This is a genomic window from Pseudorhodoferax sp. LjRoot39 (genome assembly GCF_964253035.1).
In the GTDB taxonomy this organism is placed as follows: Bacteria; Pseudomonadota; Gammaproteobacteria; order Burkholderiales; family Burkholderiaceae_C; genus Pseudorhodoferax.
The window spans coordinates 6,360,160-6,375,906 of sequence record NZ_CAXUQL020000001.1 but is presented as its reverse complement, the minus strand read 5'-3'; the positions used below and the strand labels follow the sequence as shown (position 1 = coordinate 6,375,906).

General features: G+C 67.3%; 16 protein-coding genes and 1 tRNA gene. 13 read left to right on the top strand and 4 right to left on the bottom strand.

Translation table 11 applies throughout. The annotated features are described in order from the left end of the window. Positions 1-21 precede the first annotated feature (21 nt). The 10 genes from uvrB (at position 22) to ACSQ4M_RS29735 (ending at position 8,563) form a co-directional block, all read left to right on the top strand. Positions 22-2,115 carry an excinuclease ABC subunit UvrB gene (gene uvrB, locus ACSQ4M_RS29780; RefSeq protein ID WP_436192986.1) on the top strand — a complete coding sequence of 698 codons (2,094 nt, stop codon included), beginning with the start codon at positions 22-24 and terminating at the stop codon, positions 2,113-2,115. 209 nt (positions 2,116-2,324) lie between these two features. Continuing rightward, a complete protein-coding gene (gene iscR / locus ACSQ4M_RS29775; protein ID WP_436192985.1) occupies positions 2,325-2,861 on the top strand; it encodes a Fe-S cluster assembly transcriptional regulator IscR in 537 nt (178 codons plus the stop codon). A 57-nt stretch (positions 2,862-2,918) separates the two neighbouring features. Next, the gene (locus ACSQ4M_RS29770; protein ID WP_436192984.1) at positions 2,919-4,139 is read left to right on the top strand and encodes an IscS subfamily cysteine desulfurase; all 1,221 of its coding nucleotides are present in this window, start codon (positions 2,919-2,921) and stop codon (positions 4,137-4,139) included. A gap of 41 nt (positions 4,140-4,180) precedes the next feature. Further along, positions 4,181-4,567 carry a Fe-S cluster assembly scaffold IscU gene (iscU, locus tag ACSQ4M_RS29765; RefSeq protein WP_436192983.1) on the top strand — a complete coding sequence of 129 codons (387 nt, stop codon included), beginning with the start codon at positions 4,181-4,183 and terminating at the stop codon, positions 4,565-4,567. A gap of 2 nt (positions 4,568-4,569) precedes the next feature. Next, positions 4,570-4,893 (top strand): iron-sulfur cluster assembly protein IscA, encoded by a 324-nt coding sequence (iscA, locus tag ACSQ4M_RS29760; RefSeq protein WP_436192982.1) that lies wholly within the window; start codon positions 4,570-4,572, stop codon positions 4,891-4,893. An 84-nt stretch (positions 4,894-4,977) separates the two neighbouring features. Further along, positions 4,978-5,523 carry a Fe-S protein assembly co-chaperone HscB gene (gene hscB, locus ACSQ4M_RS29755; RefSeq protein WP_436192981.1) on the top strand — a complete coding sequence of 182 codons (546 nt, stop codon included), beginning with the start codon at positions 4,978-4,980 and terminating at the stop codon, positions 5,521-5,523. Positions 5,524-5,527: 4 nt separating this feature from the next. Next, on the top strand, positions 5,528-7,399 hold the full coding sequence (gene hscA, locus ACSQ4M_RS29750) for a Fe-S protein assembly chaperone HscA (RefSeq protein ID WP_436192980.1): 1,872 nt from the start codon (positions 5,528-5,530) through the stop codon (positions 7,397-7,399). 5 nt (positions 7,400-7,404) lie between these two features. Further along, a complete protein-coding gene (gene fdx / locus ACSQ4M_RS29745; RefSeq protein WP_114465416.1) occupies positions 7,405-7,743 on the top strand; it encodes an ISC system 2Fe-2S type ferredoxin in 339 nt (112 codons plus the stop codon). Then, the gene (gene dnaQ / locus ACSQ4M_RS29740; RefSeq protein ID WP_436194088.1) at positions 7,740-8,462 is read left to right on the top strand and encodes a DNA polymerase III subunit epsilon; all 723 of its coding nucleotides are present in this window, start codon (positions 7,740-7,742) and stop codon (positions 8,460-8,462) included. Before fdx ends, dnaQ begins: the two co-directional genes overlap by 4 nt. A 26-nt stretch (positions 8,463-8,488) precedes the next feature. Then, positions 8,489-8,563, top strand: a tRNA-Val gene (locus ACSQ4M_RS29735). Between the two features lie 333 nt (positions 8,564-8,896). On the opposite strand, the gene ACSQ4M_RS29730 is transcribed toward ACSQ4M_RS29735, so the two are convergent. Next, positions 8,897-9,820: an inositol monophosphatase family protein gene (locus tag ACSQ4M_RS29730; RefSeq protein WP_436192979.1), complete on the bottom strand. Its 924-nt coding sequence runs from the start codon at positions 9,818-9,820 to the stop codon at positions 8,897-8,899. Positions 9,821-9,906: 86 nt separating this feature from the next. Between ACSQ4M_RS29730 and ACSQ4M_RS29725 the strand changes: the two genes are divergently transcribed. Both ACSQ4M_RS29725 and cysE read left to right on the top strand, forming a co-directional pair. Continuing rightward, positions 9,907-10,644 (top strand): RNA methyltransferase, encoded by a 738-nt coding sequence (locus tag ACSQ4M_RS29725; protein ID WP_436192978.1) that lies wholly within the window; start codon positions 9,907-9,909, stop codon positions 10,642-10,644. A gap of 9 nt (positions 10,645-10,653) precedes the next feature. Then, a complete protein-coding gene (gene cysE, locus ACSQ4M_RS29720) occupies positions 10,654-11,430 on the top strand; it encodes a serine O-acetyltransferase (RefSeq protein WP_436192977.1) in 777 nt (258 codons plus the stop codon). Between the two features lie 4 nt (positions 11,431-11,434). Here the strand turns inward: cysE and mog are convergent, their stop codons facing one another. Both mog and yjgA read right to left on the bottom strand, forming a co-directional pair. Continuing rightward, entirely contained in the window at positions 11,435-12,022 is a 588-nt protein-coding gene (mog, locus tag ACSQ4M_RS29715) for a molybdopterin adenylyltransferase (RefSeq protein WP_436192976.1), read from the bottom strand. Beyond that, on the bottom strand, positions 12,012-12,650 hold the full coding sequence (gene yjgA, locus ACSQ4M_RS29710; protein WP_436192975.1) for a ribosome biogenesis factor YjgA: 639 nt from the start codon (positions 12,648-12,650) through the stop codon (positions 12,012-12,014). Before yjgA ends, mog begins: the two co-directional genes overlap by 11 nt. Before the next feature lie 86 nt (positions 12,651-12,736). On the opposite strand from yjgA, the gene pmbA reads away from it, so the two are divergent. After that, on the top strand, positions 12,737-14,107 hold the full coding sequence (gene pmbA / locus ACSQ4M_RS29705; protein ID WP_436192974.1) for a metalloprotease PmbA: 1,371 nt from the start codon (positions 12,737-12,739) through the stop codon (positions 14,105-14,107). On the opposite strand, the gene ACSQ4M_RS29700 is transcribed toward pmbA, so the two are convergent. Then, positions 14,104-15,714, bottom strand: a complete 1,611-nt coding sequence (locus ACSQ4M_RS29700) for a DUF6600 domain-containing protein (RefSeq protein WP_436192973.1) — start codon at positions 15,712-15,714, stop codon at positions 14,104-14,106. The two genes, pmbA and ACSQ4M_RS29700, sit on opposite strands and share 4 nt — an antisense overlap. Positions 15,715-15,747 lie beyond the last annotated feature (33 nt).

Genomic DNA, 15,747 nt, shown 5'->3' with positions numbered 1-15,747 from the left:
CTGTCACGATCGGATTCCCTGATGTCAGAAGTTCTAGAACCACCTGCTGAAGAGAAGAAGGGCGAGTTCGTCCATTTCCCTGGTTCGCCGTTCGAGCTGTTCCAACCCTATCCCCCGGCCGGCGACCAGCCCGAGGCGATCGACCAATTGGTCGAAGGCGTGCGCGACGGCGAGGTGTTCCAGACCCTGCTGGGCGTGACGGGTTCGGGCAAGACCTACACCATGGCCAACGTGGTGGCGCGGCTGGGCCGGCCGGCCATCGTGTTCGCGCCCAACAAGACGTTGGCCGCGCAGCTGTACAGCGAGTTCCGCGAGTTCTTCCCGAAGAACGCCGTGGAGTACTTCGTCAGCTACTACGACTACTACCAGCCCGAGGCCTATGTGCCGCAGCGCGACCTGTTCATCGAGAAGGACTCGGCGATCAACGAGCACATCGAGCAGATGCGGCTGTCGTGCACCAAGAGCATCCTGGAGCGGCGCGACGTGCTGATCGTGGCCACGGTGTCGGCCATCTACGGCATCGGCGAACCCGAGAGCTACCACCGCATGATCATGACGCTGCGCGCGGGCGACAAGATGGGCCAGCGCGACGTGATCGCGCAGCTGATCCGCATGCAGTACCAGCGCAACGACCAGGACTTCCAGCGCGGCAAGTTCCGCGTGCGCGGCGACACCATCGACGTGTTCCCGGCCGAGCACTCCGAACTGGCCATCCGTATCGAGCTGTTCGACGACGAGATCGAGACGCTGCAACTGTTCGATCCGCTGACCGGCCGCATCAAGCAGAAGATCCCACGCTTCACGGTGTACCCGAGCAGCCACTACGTGACGCCGCGCGACAAGGTGCTCACGGCCGTGGAGACGATCAAGCTCGAATTGAGCGAACGGCTCAAGGAGCTGGTGGCGGCCGGCAAGCTGGTCGAGGCTCAGCGCCTGGAGCAGCGCACGCGCTTCGACTTGGAGATGCTCAGCGAGGTCGGCCACTGCAAGGGCATCGAGAACTACACGCGGCACCTGTCGGGCGCGGCGCCGGGCGATCCACCGTCCACGCTGACCGACTACCTGCCCAAGGACGCGGTGATGTTCCTGGACGAAAGCCATGTGTTGATCGGCCAGCTGGGCGCCATGTACAACGGCGACCGCTCGCGCAAGACCACGCTGGTGGAGTACGGCTTTCGCCTGCCGAGCGCTCTGGACAACCGGCCGCTCAAGTTCGAGGAGTTCGAGCGGCGCATGCGCCAGGCGATCTTTGTCTCGGCCACGCCGGCCGACTACGAGAAGACCCATGCCGGCCAGGTGGTGGAGCAGGTGGTGCGGCCAACCGGCCTGGTCGACCCTGAGGTCGAGGTACGCCCGGCCGCGACACAGGTCGACGATGTGCTGCAGGAAATCCGCCTGCGCGTGGAGCGCAACGAGCGCGTGTTGATCACCACACTGACCAAGCGCATGGCCGAGCAGCTGACCGACTACCTGGCCGACAACGGCGTCAAGGTGCGCTACCTGCACTCGGACATCGACACAGTGGAGCGCGTGGAGATCCTGCGCGACCTGCGCCTGGGCAGCTTCGACGTGCTGGTCGGCATCAACCTGCTGCGCGAGGGGCTGGACATTCCCGAGGTCTCGCTGGTCGCCATTCTCGATGCCGACAAAGAGGGCTTTCTGCGTTCGGAGCGCTCGCTGATCCAGACCATCGGCCGCGCCGCGCGCAACCTGCAAGGCCGGGCCATCCTCTACGCGGACCGCATCACCGATTCCATGCGCCGTGCCATCGATGAGACCGAACGCCGGCGCGCCAAGCAGACGGCGCACAACACGGCCCAGGGCATCACGCCGCGCGCCATCGTCAAGAAGGTGCGCGACCTGATCGACGGCGTCTACAGCGAAAAGAGCGGCAAGGAGGCCGAACGCATCGAGCAGGCCGCGCTGCAGCGCGCCAAGGTCGAGGACATGAGCGAGAAGGACGTGGCGCGCGAGATCAAGCGGCTGGAAAAGCAGATGCTGGAACACGCCCGAAACCTGGAGTTCGAGAAGGCCGCCCGCGTGCGCGACCAACTGGCACAACTCAAGGCCCAGGCCTTCGGGGCCGCGGGCGATGACCACGTCCAGGGCGTCTGACCCCTTAATCCGACAGATTCAATAGGGAATTCTGCTATACTTGAGTTAATTGATCGGGAACAAAAAGCGCATCGAAGAAGTCCATCGCTGAGGGCTCCAAACCGCTTCCACATCGTCAACGAGTGAAGAGCTGGTGCAAAGCGCGTCGGGCTGGGTGAGACCCCGTTCCGGCTTCAACGGTAGGTCAAGCAATTGAGAAGGAGCTTGCGATGCGACTGACAACCAAGGGCCGTTTTGCGGTCACGGCCATGATCGATCTGGCATTGCGCCAGAACAACGGTCCGGTCACGCTGGCGGCCATCAGCCAGCGCCAGCAAATTTCCCTGTCGTACCTGGAGCAACTGTTCGGCAAGCTGCGCCGGCACGATCTCGTGGAATCCACGCGCGGCCCGGGCGGCGGGTATACGCTGGGCCGCAAGGCGACCGACATCACGGTGGCCGACATCATCGTCTCGGTCGACGAGCCCATCGATGCCACCCATTGCGGCGGCAAGGAAAACTGCCTGGGCGAGGCGGGCCGTTGCATGACGCACGAGCTGTGGGCCGCGCTGAACCAGCGCATGGTCGAGTTCCTCGATTCCGTGACGCTGCAAAAACTCGTTGACGACCAGATCGCCAAGGGCGTGCAGGTCGAGAGCAAGCCCATGCTCAAGCGCGCGATTTCGCCGCAGCCAGTGGTCAAGCCGATCCGCGTGAACGCGCCCAATTCAGTGTTCGCGCTGGGCAACGTCTTCGCCAAATCCTGAACCATCTCGAGTCTCTGCGCCCGCCACCTCCAGCCAGCCGCGACTGAAAGCTAGCCAATGTCAAGCACGCCCCATTTCCCGATCTACATGGACTACAGCGCCACCAACCCCTGCGACGAGCGGGTGGTGGACGCCATGATTCCGTGGCTGCGGGAGCATTTCGGCAATCCCGCATCGCGCAGCCACGCCTGGGGCTGGGAAGCCGAGGCCGCCGTCGAGAAGGCGCGCGAGCAGGTGGCCGCGCTGATCGGCGCCGACCCGCGCGAGATCATCTGGACGTCGGGTGCCACGGAGTCCGACAACCTGGCCATCAAGGGCGCTGCCCAGTTCTACAAGGGCAAGGGCAAGCACATCATCACGGTCAAGACCGAGCACAAGGCCGTGCTGGACACCTGCCGCGAACTGGAGCGCCAGGGCTTCGAAGTGACCTACATGGACGTGCAGCCCGACGGGCTGCTGGACCTGGCAGCGTTCGAGGCGGCGATTCGCCCCGACACCATTCTGGCCAGCGTGATGTTCGTGAACAACGAGATCGGCGTGGTACAGGACATTGCGGCCATCGGCGAGATTTGCCGCGCCAAGGGCGTGGTCTTCCACGTCGATGCGGCACAGGCCACCGGCCGTGTCGCGATCGACCTGGCCACGCTCAAGGTCGACCTCATGAGCCTGACCTCGCACAAGACCTACGGCCCCAAGGGCATCGGTGCGCTGTACGTGCGCCGCAAGCCCCGCATCCGCATCGAGGCGCAGATGCACGGTGGCGGTCATGAGCGTGGCATGCGCTCGGGTACGCTGCCCACGCACCAGATCGTCGGCATGGGCGAGGCCTACCGCATCGCCAGGGAAGAAATGGCGACCGAGAACCAGCGCATCCAGGCGCTGCACGACCGCATGCTCAAGGGCTTGCAGGACATCGAGCAGGTGTTCATCAACGGCCATGCCACCCAGCGCGTGCCGCACAACCTGAACATGAGCTTCAACTTCGTCGAAGGCGAGTCGCTGATCATGGGCATCAAGGGCTTGGCCGTGTCCAGCGGCTCGGCCTGCACCTCGGCCAGCCTGGAGCCCAGCTACGTGCTGCGCGCGCTGGGCCGCAGCGATGAGCTGGCGCACAGCAGCCTGCGCATGACCATCGGCCGCTGGACCACCGAGGCCGACATCGACTATGCGGTGCAGACCATCCGCCAGAACGTGGACAAGCTGCGCGAACTGAGCCCGCTCTGGGAGATGTACCAGGACGGTGTCGACATTTCGTCCATCCAATGGACTGCGCACTGAACACCGCGCACTGAGCGCACAACACACTGAGTGAGAGAACCATGGCTTATTCCGACAAGGTTGTAGACCACTACGAGAACCCGCGCAACGTCGGCTCCTTCGACAAGGGCGACGATTCCATCGGCACCGGCATGGTCGGCGCACCGGCCTGCGGCGACGTGATGAAGCTGCAGATCAAGGTCAACCCGCAGACCGGCGTGATCGAGGATGCGCGCTTCAAGACCTATGGCTGTGGCTCGGCCATTGCCTCGTCTTCGCTTGTGACCGAGTGGGTCAAGGGCAAGACGCTGGACGAAGCCGCTTCGCTCAAGAACAGCCAGATCGCCGAAGAGCTCGCACTGCCGCCGGTCAAGATCCACTGCTCCATCCTGGCCGAAGACGCGATCAAGGCGGCAGTGGACGACTACCGCAAGAAGCGCACGCACTGACCATGGCCGTGACCTTGACCGAGGCGGCGGCCCGCCATGTCAACCGCTACCTGAGCAAGCGCGGCAAAGGGGTCGGTGTGCGCCTGGGCGTCAAGACCACGGGCTGCTCGGGCCTTGCCTACAAGCTCGAATACGTGGACGAAGCCGCGCCCGAAGACGTGGTGTTCGAAGAGCACGGCATCAAGGTGCTGGTCGATCCCAAGAGCCTGGCCTACCTGGACGGCACCAAGCTCGACTTCGTGCGTGAAGGGCTGAACGAGGGCTTTCGCTTCGAAAACCCGAACGAGCGCGACAAGTGCGGTTGCGGCGAGAGCTTCCGCGTCTGATCCGCCTTTCCTGACGTCAACCGCCATGGCGCACTGCGTGATGGCGGTTTTTTCTTGGGTGCGCCGCCTGCGCGTACTGTGACCATGAACCTGCAGTCCACCGATTTCGAACTGTTCGACGTGCCGGCCCGCTTCGCGCAGGACCTCGATGCCTTGCAGCAACGCTGGAAGGCCTTGCAGCGCGAAGCCCATCCCGACCGCTTCAGCAGCCAGGGCGGGGCGGCGCAGCGCGTGGCCATGCAATGGTCGGTGCGCATCAACGAGGCCTGGCAGCGCCTGCGCGATCCGCTGCGGCGTGCGGCCTACCTGTGCGAGTTGAATGGCGCGCCGGTCGACGTGCACGGCAACACCAAGATGCCGCCGGCCTTTCTCATGCAGCAGATGGAGTGGCATGAGCAGTTGGACGAGGCGCGCGGCCCGCAGGATTTCGATGCGCTCGACCGTGAGCTCGCCGCCACGCACGCCCATGGCCTGGCGCGCTGCGCGCAACTGCTGGACGAGGCGGGCGACTACGCCGCAGCCGCGGCCGAGGTGCGCGCACTGATGTTCGTCGAGCGCCTGCAGGCCAGCGTGGACGACAAGCGCGATGCCAGTGCGACCGAAGGGGGCGCTGCTTCCGGGGGACAATGAAACCATGGCGCTTCTACAGATTTCCGAACCCGGCTTTTCGCCCGATCCCCACCAGCGCCGCATCGCCGTCGGCATCGACCTGGGCACCACGCATTCACTCGTGGCGGCAGTGCGCAACGGCGTGGCCGAATGTCTGCCCGATGGACAGGGCCGCGTGATCCTGCCCTCCGTGGTGCGCTACCTCACAGCCTCCGCCGGTGGTTCCGGCCGGCAGATCGGCCACGAGGCGTTGGCAGCGCAGACATCCGATCCCGCCAACACGATTGCGTCCGTCAAGAGGCTCATGGGCCGCGGCACGGCCGATGCGGCCGCTGCCGGCTTGCCGTACCGCCTTGTGGCCGGCGAAGGCGCCGGCATGCTGCGCATCGAGACCGCAGCCGGTCCCAAGACGCCGGTCGAGGTCAGTGCCGAGATCCTGGCCACGCTGCGTTTCCGCGCAGAGGACAGCTTTGCCGATGACCTGCACGGCGCCGTGATCACGGTGCCGGCCTACTTCGACGATGCCCAGCGCCAGGCGACCAAGGACGCGGCCCAACTGGCCGGCATCCACGTGCTGCGCCTGATCAACGAGCCGACGGCCGCGGCCATCGCCTACGGGCTGGACAACGCTTCCGAAGGCGTTTACGCCGTCTACGACCTGGGCGGCGGCACCTTCGACATCTCCATCCTGCGCCTGTCGCGCGGCGTGTTCGAGGTCATCGCGGCCGGTGGCGATTCCGCGCTGGGCGGCGACGACTACGACCACGCGTTGGCCGACTGGGCCCAGCAGGCCAGCGGCGTGCAGGCCGACGGCGCGCAGCAGCAGGTGGCGCTGCGCCGTGCTGCGCGCGCGGCGAAGGAGCAGCTCACGGACCAGGAGCGCACCACGCTGCGCGTGCAGCTCGGCGAGCGCGAACTCGCCGTGGATGTGGCTCGCGCCGACTTCGAAGCCAGCACGGCCGCGCTGACGGCCCGCACCATGGCCGCCGTGCGCAAGGCCCTGCGCGACGCCAGGCTCACGCCAGCCGACGTGCAGGGCACGGTGCTGGTTGGCGGCGCCACGCGCATGCCGCAGGTGCGCCGCGCGGTCGAGGCCTTCTTCGGCAAGCCGCCGCTGACCAACCTGAATCCCGACGAGGTCGTCGCGCTGGGCGCCGCCATCCAGGCCGACCAGCTCGCCGGCAACAGCGGTGCGGCCGACCTACTGCTGCTGGACGTGATCCCGCTGTCGCTGGGCATCGAGACCATGGGTGGCCTGGTCGAGCGCATCGTGCCGCGCAACCAGACCATCCCGACCGCGATGGCGCAGGACTTCACGACCTACCAGGACGGCCAGACCGCGCTGGCGCTGCACGTGGTGCAGGGCGAGCGCGACCTCGTGGCCGACTGCCGCAGCCTGGCGCGCTTCGTGTTGCGCGGCATCCCGCCGATGGCGGCCGGTGCGGCGCGCATCCGCGTCACCTTCACGGTCGATGCCGACGGCCTCCTGACCGTCAGCGCGCGCGAGCAGGGCAGCGGCGTGGAGGCCAGCGTGGACGTGAAGCCCTCGTACGGCCTCAGCGACGACGAGATCGCGCGCATGCTGCAGGACAGCTTCAGCACCGCCGGCCAGGACATGCAGGCCCGTGCGCTGGTCGAGGCCCGCGTCGAGCTCGACCGCATGCTGCTGGCCACGCGCAGTGCGCTGGATGCCGATGGCGATCTGTTGCCAGTACCGGAACGCGCCGCGATCGACGCGCTGGTGGCCAGCGCGCAGCAGGCGCGTGCAGCCGACCAGCTCCAAGCCATGACCGCCGCCACCGAAAACCTGGCCAAGGGCACGGAGGCCTTCGCCGCCCTGCGCATGAACGCCGGCATCCGCAACGCCCTGTCCGGCAAGAACATCGAGTCCGTCTGATCCCCATGCCCGTCATCAAGGTCCTGCCCCATCCCGAGTTCTGTCCCGCTGGCGCCGAGCTGCGCGCCGCGCCCGGCACCAGCGTCTGCGAAGCCCTGCTGGACAACGGCATCGCCATCGAGCATGCCTGCGACATGAGCTGCGCCTGCACCACCTGCCACGTGATCGTGCGCCAGGGCTTCAACACGCTAGAGGAGCCGCAGGAAGAGGAAGAAGACCTGCTCGACAAGGCCTGGGGCCTGGAGCCGCAGTCGCGCCTGTCCTGCCAGGTCATGCTGGGCAAGGACGACTTGACCGTGGAAATTCCGAAGTACACGATCAACCACGCACGCGAGAACCACTGATGCGCCAGATCGTCCTCGACACCGAAACCACGGGCCTGTCGGCCGCTACCGGCGACCGCATCATCGAGATCGGCTGCGTGGAGCTGCTCAACCGCAAGCTCACAGGCAACAACAAGCATTTCTACCTGAACCCCGAGCGCGACAGCCACGAGGACGCGCTCAAGGTCCATGGCATCAGCAACGAGTTCCTGCGCGACAAACCCAAGTTCGCCGAGGTCGCCGACGAACTGCTGGACTATCTGCAGGGCGCCGAGATCATCATCCACAACGCACCGTTCGACGTGGGCTTCCTGAACAAGGAGCTCGAGTTGCTGGGCCGCGGCCCGATCTCGGGCATCGTCGACAACGTGGTCGATTCGCTGGTGATGGCCAAGGAGATGTTCCCGGGCAAGCGCAACTCGCTCGACGCGCTGTGCGGCCGCCTGGAGGTCGACAACTCGGGCCGCACCCTGCACGGCGCCTTGCTCGACGCCGAGTTGCTGGCCGACGTCTACATCAACATGACGCGCGGGCAGGATGCGCTGTTGATCGAGGTCGAGACCACCGACGAGGCCGTCACCACCAATGAAGCGCCGCGCATCGACCTGTCCAGCATCGTGCTGCCGGTGTTGGTCGCGAGCGAGGAGGAGCTCGCCGCGCACGAAGCCGTGCTCGCTCAGCTCGACAAATCGACCGGTGGAAAAACAATTTGGCGGACGGCCGAAAAATCTATGGCATAATCACAGGCTTTCCTGAACAAGATTCAGGGCGGTTAGCTCAGGGGTAGAGCACTGCCTTCACACGGCAGGGGTCGCAGGTTCGAAGCCTGCACCGCCCACCAATTGAAAGCCTCGTAAGTCGATGATTTACGAGGCTTTTTGGTTTTCGGTCGATCCCGATTTCCCCCGGTTGCGCCTGATTGGCTGACCAGTTTGCGGTTTGCGTCAACTCCCGCGGCAATGGCAGCCGTATCGGCAATCGCCCAAGGCGCTTGAGCGGGAAAAAGGCACCCCGTCAACAAGCACGCCGCACCGTCGTTCAAGGTCTGTGTCGATGCCGAGGAAGCAAGACGGATGGCATCTCTTGCGGCCCGCGGATCGCCTGCCCTTCAGCAGCATCCTTGGCATGCTGCGTCATCTGTTTGCGGGCTCTTGAGCCGTTTTGTCAGTCGTTCTTAGGCTTCGCCCTTGTCGTCGGCGGCCTCGCCGTCCGTTGTGCCCGCCTTGTCGTTGGCTGGCGCGCTGTCCGACAGCGTGAGCTTCTGGCGCACGCCGGCCTTCTCCCCGGCACTGGCGAACTTGCTGTACTTGCCGACCAGGCCGATCAGCAGGCCGTAGATCTTGGGGTTGGCGGCCAGGCATTCCTTCTGGTCCAGGAAGTCGGCCTCGCCCGACAGGTTGCCGATCAGGCCGCCGGCCTCGGTCACGAGCAGCGAGCCCGCAGCCGCATCCCAGGGCGACAGGCCCTTCTCGAAGAAGCCATCGGTGTAGCCGGCCGCCACATAGGCCAGGTCCAGTGCCGCGGCGCCGGGACGGCGGATGCCGGCGGTGCGCTGCATCACGTCGCCCATCATGGCCATGTATTCCTTGAAGTTGTCGCCTGGGCGGAACGGGAAGCCCGTGGAGACCAGGCACTCGCCCAGGCGCGTGCGGCGCGAGACGCGCAGGCGGCGGTCGTTCAGGTAGGCGCCGCGGCCGCGCGTGGCGGTGAACAGGTCGTTGCGCGTGGGGTCGTAGACCACGGCCTGCTCGATGCGGCCCTTGACGGCCAGCGCGATGCTGACGCAGTAGAACGGGAAGCCGTGGATGAAGTTGGTGGTGCCGTCCAGCGGATCGATGATCCAGACGAACTCGGAATCCTTGGCGCCGTGCTCGGAGCCCGATTCCTCGGCCAGGATGCCGTGACCAGGATAGGCCTCCAGCAGCGTCTGGATGATGATGGCTTCGCTGGCCTGGTCGACCTCCGTCACGAAGTCGTTCACCTGCTTCTGCGAGATCCGCACGGCCTCGACGTCGAGCGCGGCGCGGTTGATGATGGCGCCGGCGGCGCGAGCGGCCTTGACGGCCACGTTGAGCATGGGGTGCTGGTTGAACGACATGGTTTGTGAAGAGGAGCGAAGCGGGGCGGTCTGCGATCAGGCCGGCGAGAATCGGGGATTTTACCGATGCTCCAGCCATTGACGCCATGCGCACCCGTTTTGTCCTGATCCGCACCAGCCATGCCGGCAATGTGGGCGCCGCCGCACGCGCCATCAAGGTCATGGGTTTCGACGACCTGGTGCTGGTCGCGCCGCGCTGGCCCAATGTGCTGCGGCGCCAGGAAACCATCCAGCGCGCAAGCGGCGCATTGGACGTGCTGGAGAAGGCGCGCATCGTCGAGACGCTGGACGAGGCGCTGGACGGCATGGACCATCTGTGCGCCACGGCCATGACGCCGCGCGACTTCGGCCCGCCCACGCGCGCGCCGCGGCCGCACTTCGAGACACTGCTCGCGCCCGATGCGCCGCGTCCTGGCGGCGTGGCCTTCCTGTTCGGCTCCGAGCGCTTCGGCATGGCCAACGAGGACGTGTACCGCTGCCATGTGGCCATGAGCATCCCGACCAACCCATCCTTCGGTTCGCTGAACTTGGGCGCTGCGATCCAGGTCGTGGCCTACGAATGGCGCCTGGCGCTGGGTGGCTACGCGGTGCAGTCCAGCACGGCCGAGCACCAGCCGGCCGATGCGCGCCAGCTGAATGGCATGCTGGAGCACTGGCGCGAGGCCCTGGTCGCGCTCGACTACCTGGACCCCGAGGCGCCCAAGAAACTCATGCCGCGGCTGAACCAGTTGTTCAACCGCGCCCAGCCCAGCCAGGAGGAAATCCATATCCTGCGCGGTGTCGCCAAGGCCATGCTGAAAGCAGCCGAACGGGCAAATCGCTAGACTCGCCCGATGCTTTTCGCCCGCCTGCGCACCGACATCCGTTGCATCCTCGAGCGCGATCCTGCTGCGCGCAGTGGCTGGGAAGTGCTGACCTGTTATCCGGGCATCCATGCGCTGATCCTGCACCGGCGTGCGCACTGGTTCTGGAACCACGGCTTCAAGTGGCTGGGCCGGGCCACCTCGCAGTTGTCGCGCTGGCTCACGGGCATCGAGATCCATCCGGGTGCCAAGGTCGGCGAACGCGTGTTCTTCGACCATGCCATGGGCGTGGTGGTAGGCGAGACGGCCGAGATCGGCGACGGCTGCACCATCTACCAGGGCGTGACGCTGGGCGGCACCTCGCTGTACAAGGGGGCCAAGCGCCACCCCACGCTGGGCCGCGACGTGGTGGTCAGCGCCGGCGCCAAGGTGCTGGGCGGTTTTGTCGTGGGCGACGGGGCCAAGATCGGCTCGAACGCGGTGGTCATCAAGCCCGTGCCGGCCGGCGCCACGGCGGTGGGCATTCCGGCGCGCATCATCATGCCCAAGGGCGAGGCCACGGGCGATGCGGCGATGTCCACGCCGCGCTTCTCGGCCTACGGCGTCACGCCCGAGGACGATCCACTGAGCCAGGCCATGCGCGGCCTGATCGACAGCACGGCCGCGCAGGACCACCAGATCGCGCTGCTGTGGAAGGCCATCGAGCAGTTGTCGCGGCAACAGAAGCAGGGCGATTGCGTGCCGCAGGACGCGGCACGCGCCGAGTGCTTCGAGGCCGAGAAACTGGCGCAGCTGGTCGGCAAATGAACCGTCAGGCCGGCGGGCGCCGTGCCGACTTGGGACGGAACGCCGCGCAGACGGCATCGTCCGTTTCCAGGTAGGGGCCGCCGATCAGGTCGACGCAGTAGGGCACGGCCGCGAAAATGCCGGGCACCAGTTGCTGACCTTGCGCGTCCTTGAGGCCCTCCAGCGTTTCCTGGATCGCCTTGGGCTGGCCCGGCAGGTTGACGATCAGGCAGCGCCCGCGCACCACGGCGACTTGGCGCGACAGGATGGACGTGGGCACGAAGCGCAGGCCGATCTGGCGCATCTGTTCGCCAAAGCCCGGCAACTCCTTCTCGGCCACGGCCAGCGTGGCCTCGGGCGTCACGTCGCGCGGCGCGGGGCCGGTGCCGCCCGTGGTCAGCACCAGGCAGCAGCCGGCGTTGACGAGCTCGATCAGCGTGGCGCTGATGCCGGCCTGCTCGTCGGGGATCAGGCGCTCCTCGAAGGCGAGCGGGTTGCGTAGCGCGCGGCCCAGCCAGTCGCGCAGCGCGGGCAGGCCCTTGTCCTCGTAGACGCCGGCCGAGGCGCGGTCGCTGATGGAGACCAGGCCGATGCAGGCGGCTTCATGCGCCATCGTCTTCTCCTTGCGGCTCCGCTTCTTCCGGCTGGTTCAGTTGCTCGCGCAGCAGCTGGAAGATCTCGCGGTAGGCACGGCCATGGCGTGGCGCTAGGCCCGGCTTCTCGGGCACCGCGTCCTTGCGCGCCTGGCGCACCAGGGCGCGCAGTTGCTGGGCGTCGGTGGTGGGGTACTGCGTCATCCAGCGCGCCAGGGCGTCGTCGCCTTCCAGCAGCAGCGTGCGCCATTGCTCGGTGTGGTGCAGCAGGGCCGCCTCGCGTGCGGGGCCACGGCGCTGCTCGGTCAGTGCCGCACGGGCCTGGTTCACGGCGTCTTCGTCGAGCTTGCGCATGAGTTTGCCGACGAACTGGGCCTGGCGGCGCCGGCCCTCGAAGTTGGTGATGCGGCGCAGTTCGGCCAGGGCTTCGGTCAGCTTGTCAGGCAGACCCAGCTGCGCGAGCCGGTCGGCGCGCAGGGTCAGCAGCTCTTCGCCCAACTCCTGCAGCGCGTCGCTCTCGCGCTTCATGTCGGTGCGGCTGGCGCCGTCCGTGCCTTTGAGCTCGGCCTTGAGCTCGAGGTCGAGTTCGCTGCCTTCGGCGACGAACTGGCCCCGCACGAAGTAGCCTTTTTTGGGTTTGCGCGACATCGGGAAAACAGTGGGGAAGGGTGGGGGCTTGGACAATGCCCGGGCGGCCGGGCCAGGCCGGTGCGGCCGGTATCATAGCCGGCAACATGAATGCATCTTCCCAAGCAGCCGCGGCCGGCTTCAGCTACAGCCGCCCGTTCTTCCAGGAACTCGTGGAGCAGGCCTTGGCCCATGCCAAGAAGATCGGCGCCACCGACGCCGGGGCCGAGGCCTCCGAGGGTTGCGGCCTGTCGGTCTCGGTGCGCAAGGGCGAGCTCGAGAACGTGGAGCGCAACCGCGACAAGTCGCTGGGCGTGACGGTCTATGCCGGCAAGCGCCGCGGCAATGCCAGCACCTCGGACTTCTCGCCTGCGGCGATCCGCCAGACCGTGCAGGCCGCGTTCGACATCGCGCGCTTCACGGCGGAAGACCCGGCGGCCGGCCTGCCCGATGCGCAGGACATGGCGACCGAGCAGCCTGACCTGGACCTGTTCCATCCCTGGAACATCGACTCCGAAGGCGCTGCCGCACTGGCGCTGCGCTGCGAGGCCGCGGCCTTCGCAACCGACAAGCGCATCACCAACAGCGAGGGGGCGGGCGTTTCGGCCCAGCAGTCGCATTTCTTCACGGGCCACAGCTCGGGCTTTCGCGGCGGCTATGCCAGTTCGCGCCATTCGCTGTCGGTGGCGCCCATCGCCGGCCGCGGCGCGCAGATGCAGCGCGACGCCTGGTACAGCTCCATGCGCAATGCGGACGAGCTGGCCTCGCCCGAGGCCGTGGGCCGCTACGCCGCGGAGCGCGCGCTGTCGCGGCTCAAGGGCCGCAAGATCCCGACCGTGGAATGCCCGGTGCTGTTCGAGTCGCCGCTGGCGGCCGGGCTGGTCGGCGGCTTCGTGCAGGCCGTCAGCGGCGGTGCGCTGTACCGGCGCAGCAGCTTTCTGGTCGACGCGCTGGGCAAGGCGGTGTTTCCCAAGCACATCGACCTGCTGGAAGACCCGTTCGTGGCGCGCGGCAAGGGCAGCTCGCCGTTCGACGAGGAGGGCGTGCGCGTGGCGCCGCGCAAGGTGGTGGAGGCGGGCCGCGTGCAGGGCTATTTCCTGTCGACCTACTCGGCGCGCAAGCTGGGCATGCGCACCACCGGCAACGCGGGCGGCTCGCACAACCTGGTGCTGCATTCGCGCCTGACGCGGCCGGGCGACGATCTGGTGGCGATGCTGCGCAAGCTGGGCCGCGGCCTGTTCGTGACCGAGCTCATGGGCCAGGGCGTGAACTACGTGACGGGCGACTACTCGCGCGGCGCCAGCGGCTTCTGGGTGGAGAACGGCGAGATCGCCTTCCCGGTCGAGGAAATCACCATCGCCGGCAACCTCAAGGACATGTTCCAGGGCATCGTGGCCGTGGGCGCCGATGCCTACAACTACGGCGCCAAGACGGTGGGCTCGGTGCTGGTCGAGCGCATGAAGGTGGCCGGCAGTTAATCGCGGTTGCCGACGCGGCCGCCACGTTCGCCGGACGGCTGGCGCAGGTCCTGTGGCGGTGCGGCGCGCGGCGGCTGCGGCCGGTCCTGGCGCTGCTCGCGCTGGTCGCGCTGATCGCGGCGCTCCGAGCGATCACGTTGATCGCGCTGATCACGCATGAAGCGCTCTTGCTGGCGTTGCGGCTCCTGCAGCTGACGCTGTTGCTGGTCCTGCTGCTGGCGCAGTTGCTGCATCTGGCGCATCTGCTGCTCCTGCAAGGCGCGTTGCTGCTGTTGCATCTGGTCCTGGCGTTGCAACTGCTCCTGGCGGACCTGCTCATGGCGCTGGTGCATCTCGTTGCGGTTCTGGTCCTGCTGCTGCTGGCGCCGTTGCTGCTGCCACTCTTGGTGGTCGCGCTGCCAGCGGTCGCGGCGCTCCTGGTCGGCGTGCCCGCCTTGGAAGCCGGGTGCTGGCGTGGCGATGGTCGGTCCTGGGAGGCGCTCGCGCTGGGTGTTGCGCAGGGGTGCTGGTGGCGGCAGGCCCAGGTTGCCGCGGCCCGGGTCGCGCGGACCGCCGCCGAAACCGGGGCGCCAGGGCTGGCCAGGGGCCAGCGGGAACCAGTCCGTGCCCGGCGTGCGGTGGCGGTTGAAGTTCGGCGGCCGCGGTGCCGGCGTGCCGGCAAAGCCGACCAGTGCAGGCGCATAGAGCTGCCGTGGTCCACGTGGCCCGGGTACCCAGGCCCAGCGCGGGCCGATCTGCACCCAGCGGCCATAGTGGAAGGGCGCAAAGCCCCAGCGCGCGTCGTCGAACCAGGTCCAGCCCCAGGGGTCGACCCAGCGCCACTGGCCGTGGCGGTAGGGCTCCCAGTTCGCGATCGTGGTGCGCGGATACCAGACGGTGCCGTACTCCGCGGTGCTGCTCCATTCGCCGTGCGTGTCCAGTTCCTGGTAGCCCAGCACTTCGCGCGACAGGTACTGGGCGCTGGGTGAGCGGTCCTCTGCCAGGCTGCGGTCCGCCGCCCATTGGTCCAGCGCGTCGCGCGGGCCGGCGCCCTGGACGGCGATGGCACTGAGGTTGCGGCCCACGTAGCGGGCCTGCTGGGCGGGGGCGAGCGTGGCGGATTCGCCGTTCTCGCCAAACAGCGTGGCGGTGCCGGCGCGTGCCAGCACGCGCGTGCTGCCGGGTTCCAGGTCGAGACGGAATTCACCCGGCCGGTCCACCAGCATGGCCAGGTTCTGGGTGTTGACCTCGATGCGCTCGTCGGACGCCATGTCGCGCACGCGCAGGTTGAGGCTGCCCTGGCGCAACGTCAGGCGCAGGTCGTTGTCGTCGAGCGCGTCGATGCCCAGTTCGGCCGGACCTTGCAGGCGCAGGGCGTGGGCGCCGGCATGCAGTTCCGCGCGGCTGCCCGCTGCCACGCGGATGCTGTCGCCAGCCGTGAACGGCCAGTTGGGGTCGGCGGCTTGCCAGTTGCCGTCGCCACCGGACCATTGCACGCCCCCGTCGGGTTGCGAGAGCCGGGCTGCGCGGCCCGGCGGTTCCTGCTGGGCACCTGCCGGAAGGCTGACGGCTGCGGCCCATGCCAGCGTGGCGGCCGTGGCCAAAATTCTCCAGATCCTTGCGGCCATGGCGGGCCTCCTTTCCAGCTTAGAACGCGCGAG

Coding starts and splice junctions, on each gene's coding strand:
- hscB (WP_436192981.1), top strand. CDS start 4,978: ATGAACCTGCAGTCCACCGATTTCGAACTGTTCGACGTGCCGGCCCGC.
- yjgA (WP_436192975.1), bottom strand. CDS start 12,650: ATGTCGCGCAAACCCAAAAAAGGCTACTTCGTGCGGGGCCAGTTCGTC.
- ACSQ4M_RS29770 (WP_436192984.1), top strand. CDS start 2,919: ATGTCAAGCACGCCCCATTTCCCGATCTACATGGACTACAGCGCCACC.
- mog (WP_436192976.1), bottom strand. CDS start 12,022: ATGGCGCATGAAGCCGCCTGCATCGGCCTGGTCTCCATCAGCGACCGC.
- ACSQ4M_RS29730 (WP_436192979.1), bottom strand. CDS start 9,820: ATGTCGTTCAACCAGCACCCCATGCTCAACGTGGCCGTCAAGGCCGCT.
- iscA (WP_436192982.1), top strand. CDS start 4,570: ATGGCCGTGACCTTGACCGAGGCGGCGGCCCGCCATGTCAACCGCTAC.
- hscA (WP_436192980.1), top strand. CDS start 5,528: ATGGCGCTTCTACAGATTTCCGAACCCGGCTTTTCGCCCGATCCCCAC.
- pmbA (WP_436192974.1), top strand. CDS start 12,737: ATGAATGCATCTTCCCAAGCAGCCGCGGCCGGCTTCAGCTACAGCCGC.
- ACSQ4M_RS29725 (WP_436192978.1), top strand. CDS start 9,907: ATGCGCACCCGTTTTGTCCTGATCCGCACCAGCCATGCCGGCAATGTG.
- ACSQ4M_RS29700 (WP_436192973.1), bottom strand. CDS start 15,714: ATGGCCGCAAGGATCTGGAGAATTTTGGCCACGGCCGCCACGCTGGCA.
- fdx (WP_114465416.1), top strand. CDS start 7,405: ATGCCCGTCATCAAGGTCCTGCCCCATCCCGAGTTCTGTCCCGCTGGC.
- uvrB (WP_436192986.1), top strand. CDS start 22: ATGTCAGAAGTTCTAGAACCACCTGCTGAAGAGAAGAAGGGCGAGTTC.
- iscU (WP_436192983.1), top strand. CDS start 4,181: ATGGCTTATTCCGACAAGGTTGTAGACCACTACGAGAACCCGCGCAAC.
- cysE (WP_436192977.1), top strand. CDS start 10,654: ATGCTTTTCGCCCGCCTGCGCACCGACATCCGTTGCATCCTCGAGCGC.
- iscR (WP_436192985.1), top strand. CDS start 2,325: ATGCGACTGACAACCAAGGGCCGTTTTGCGGTCACGGCCATGATCGAT.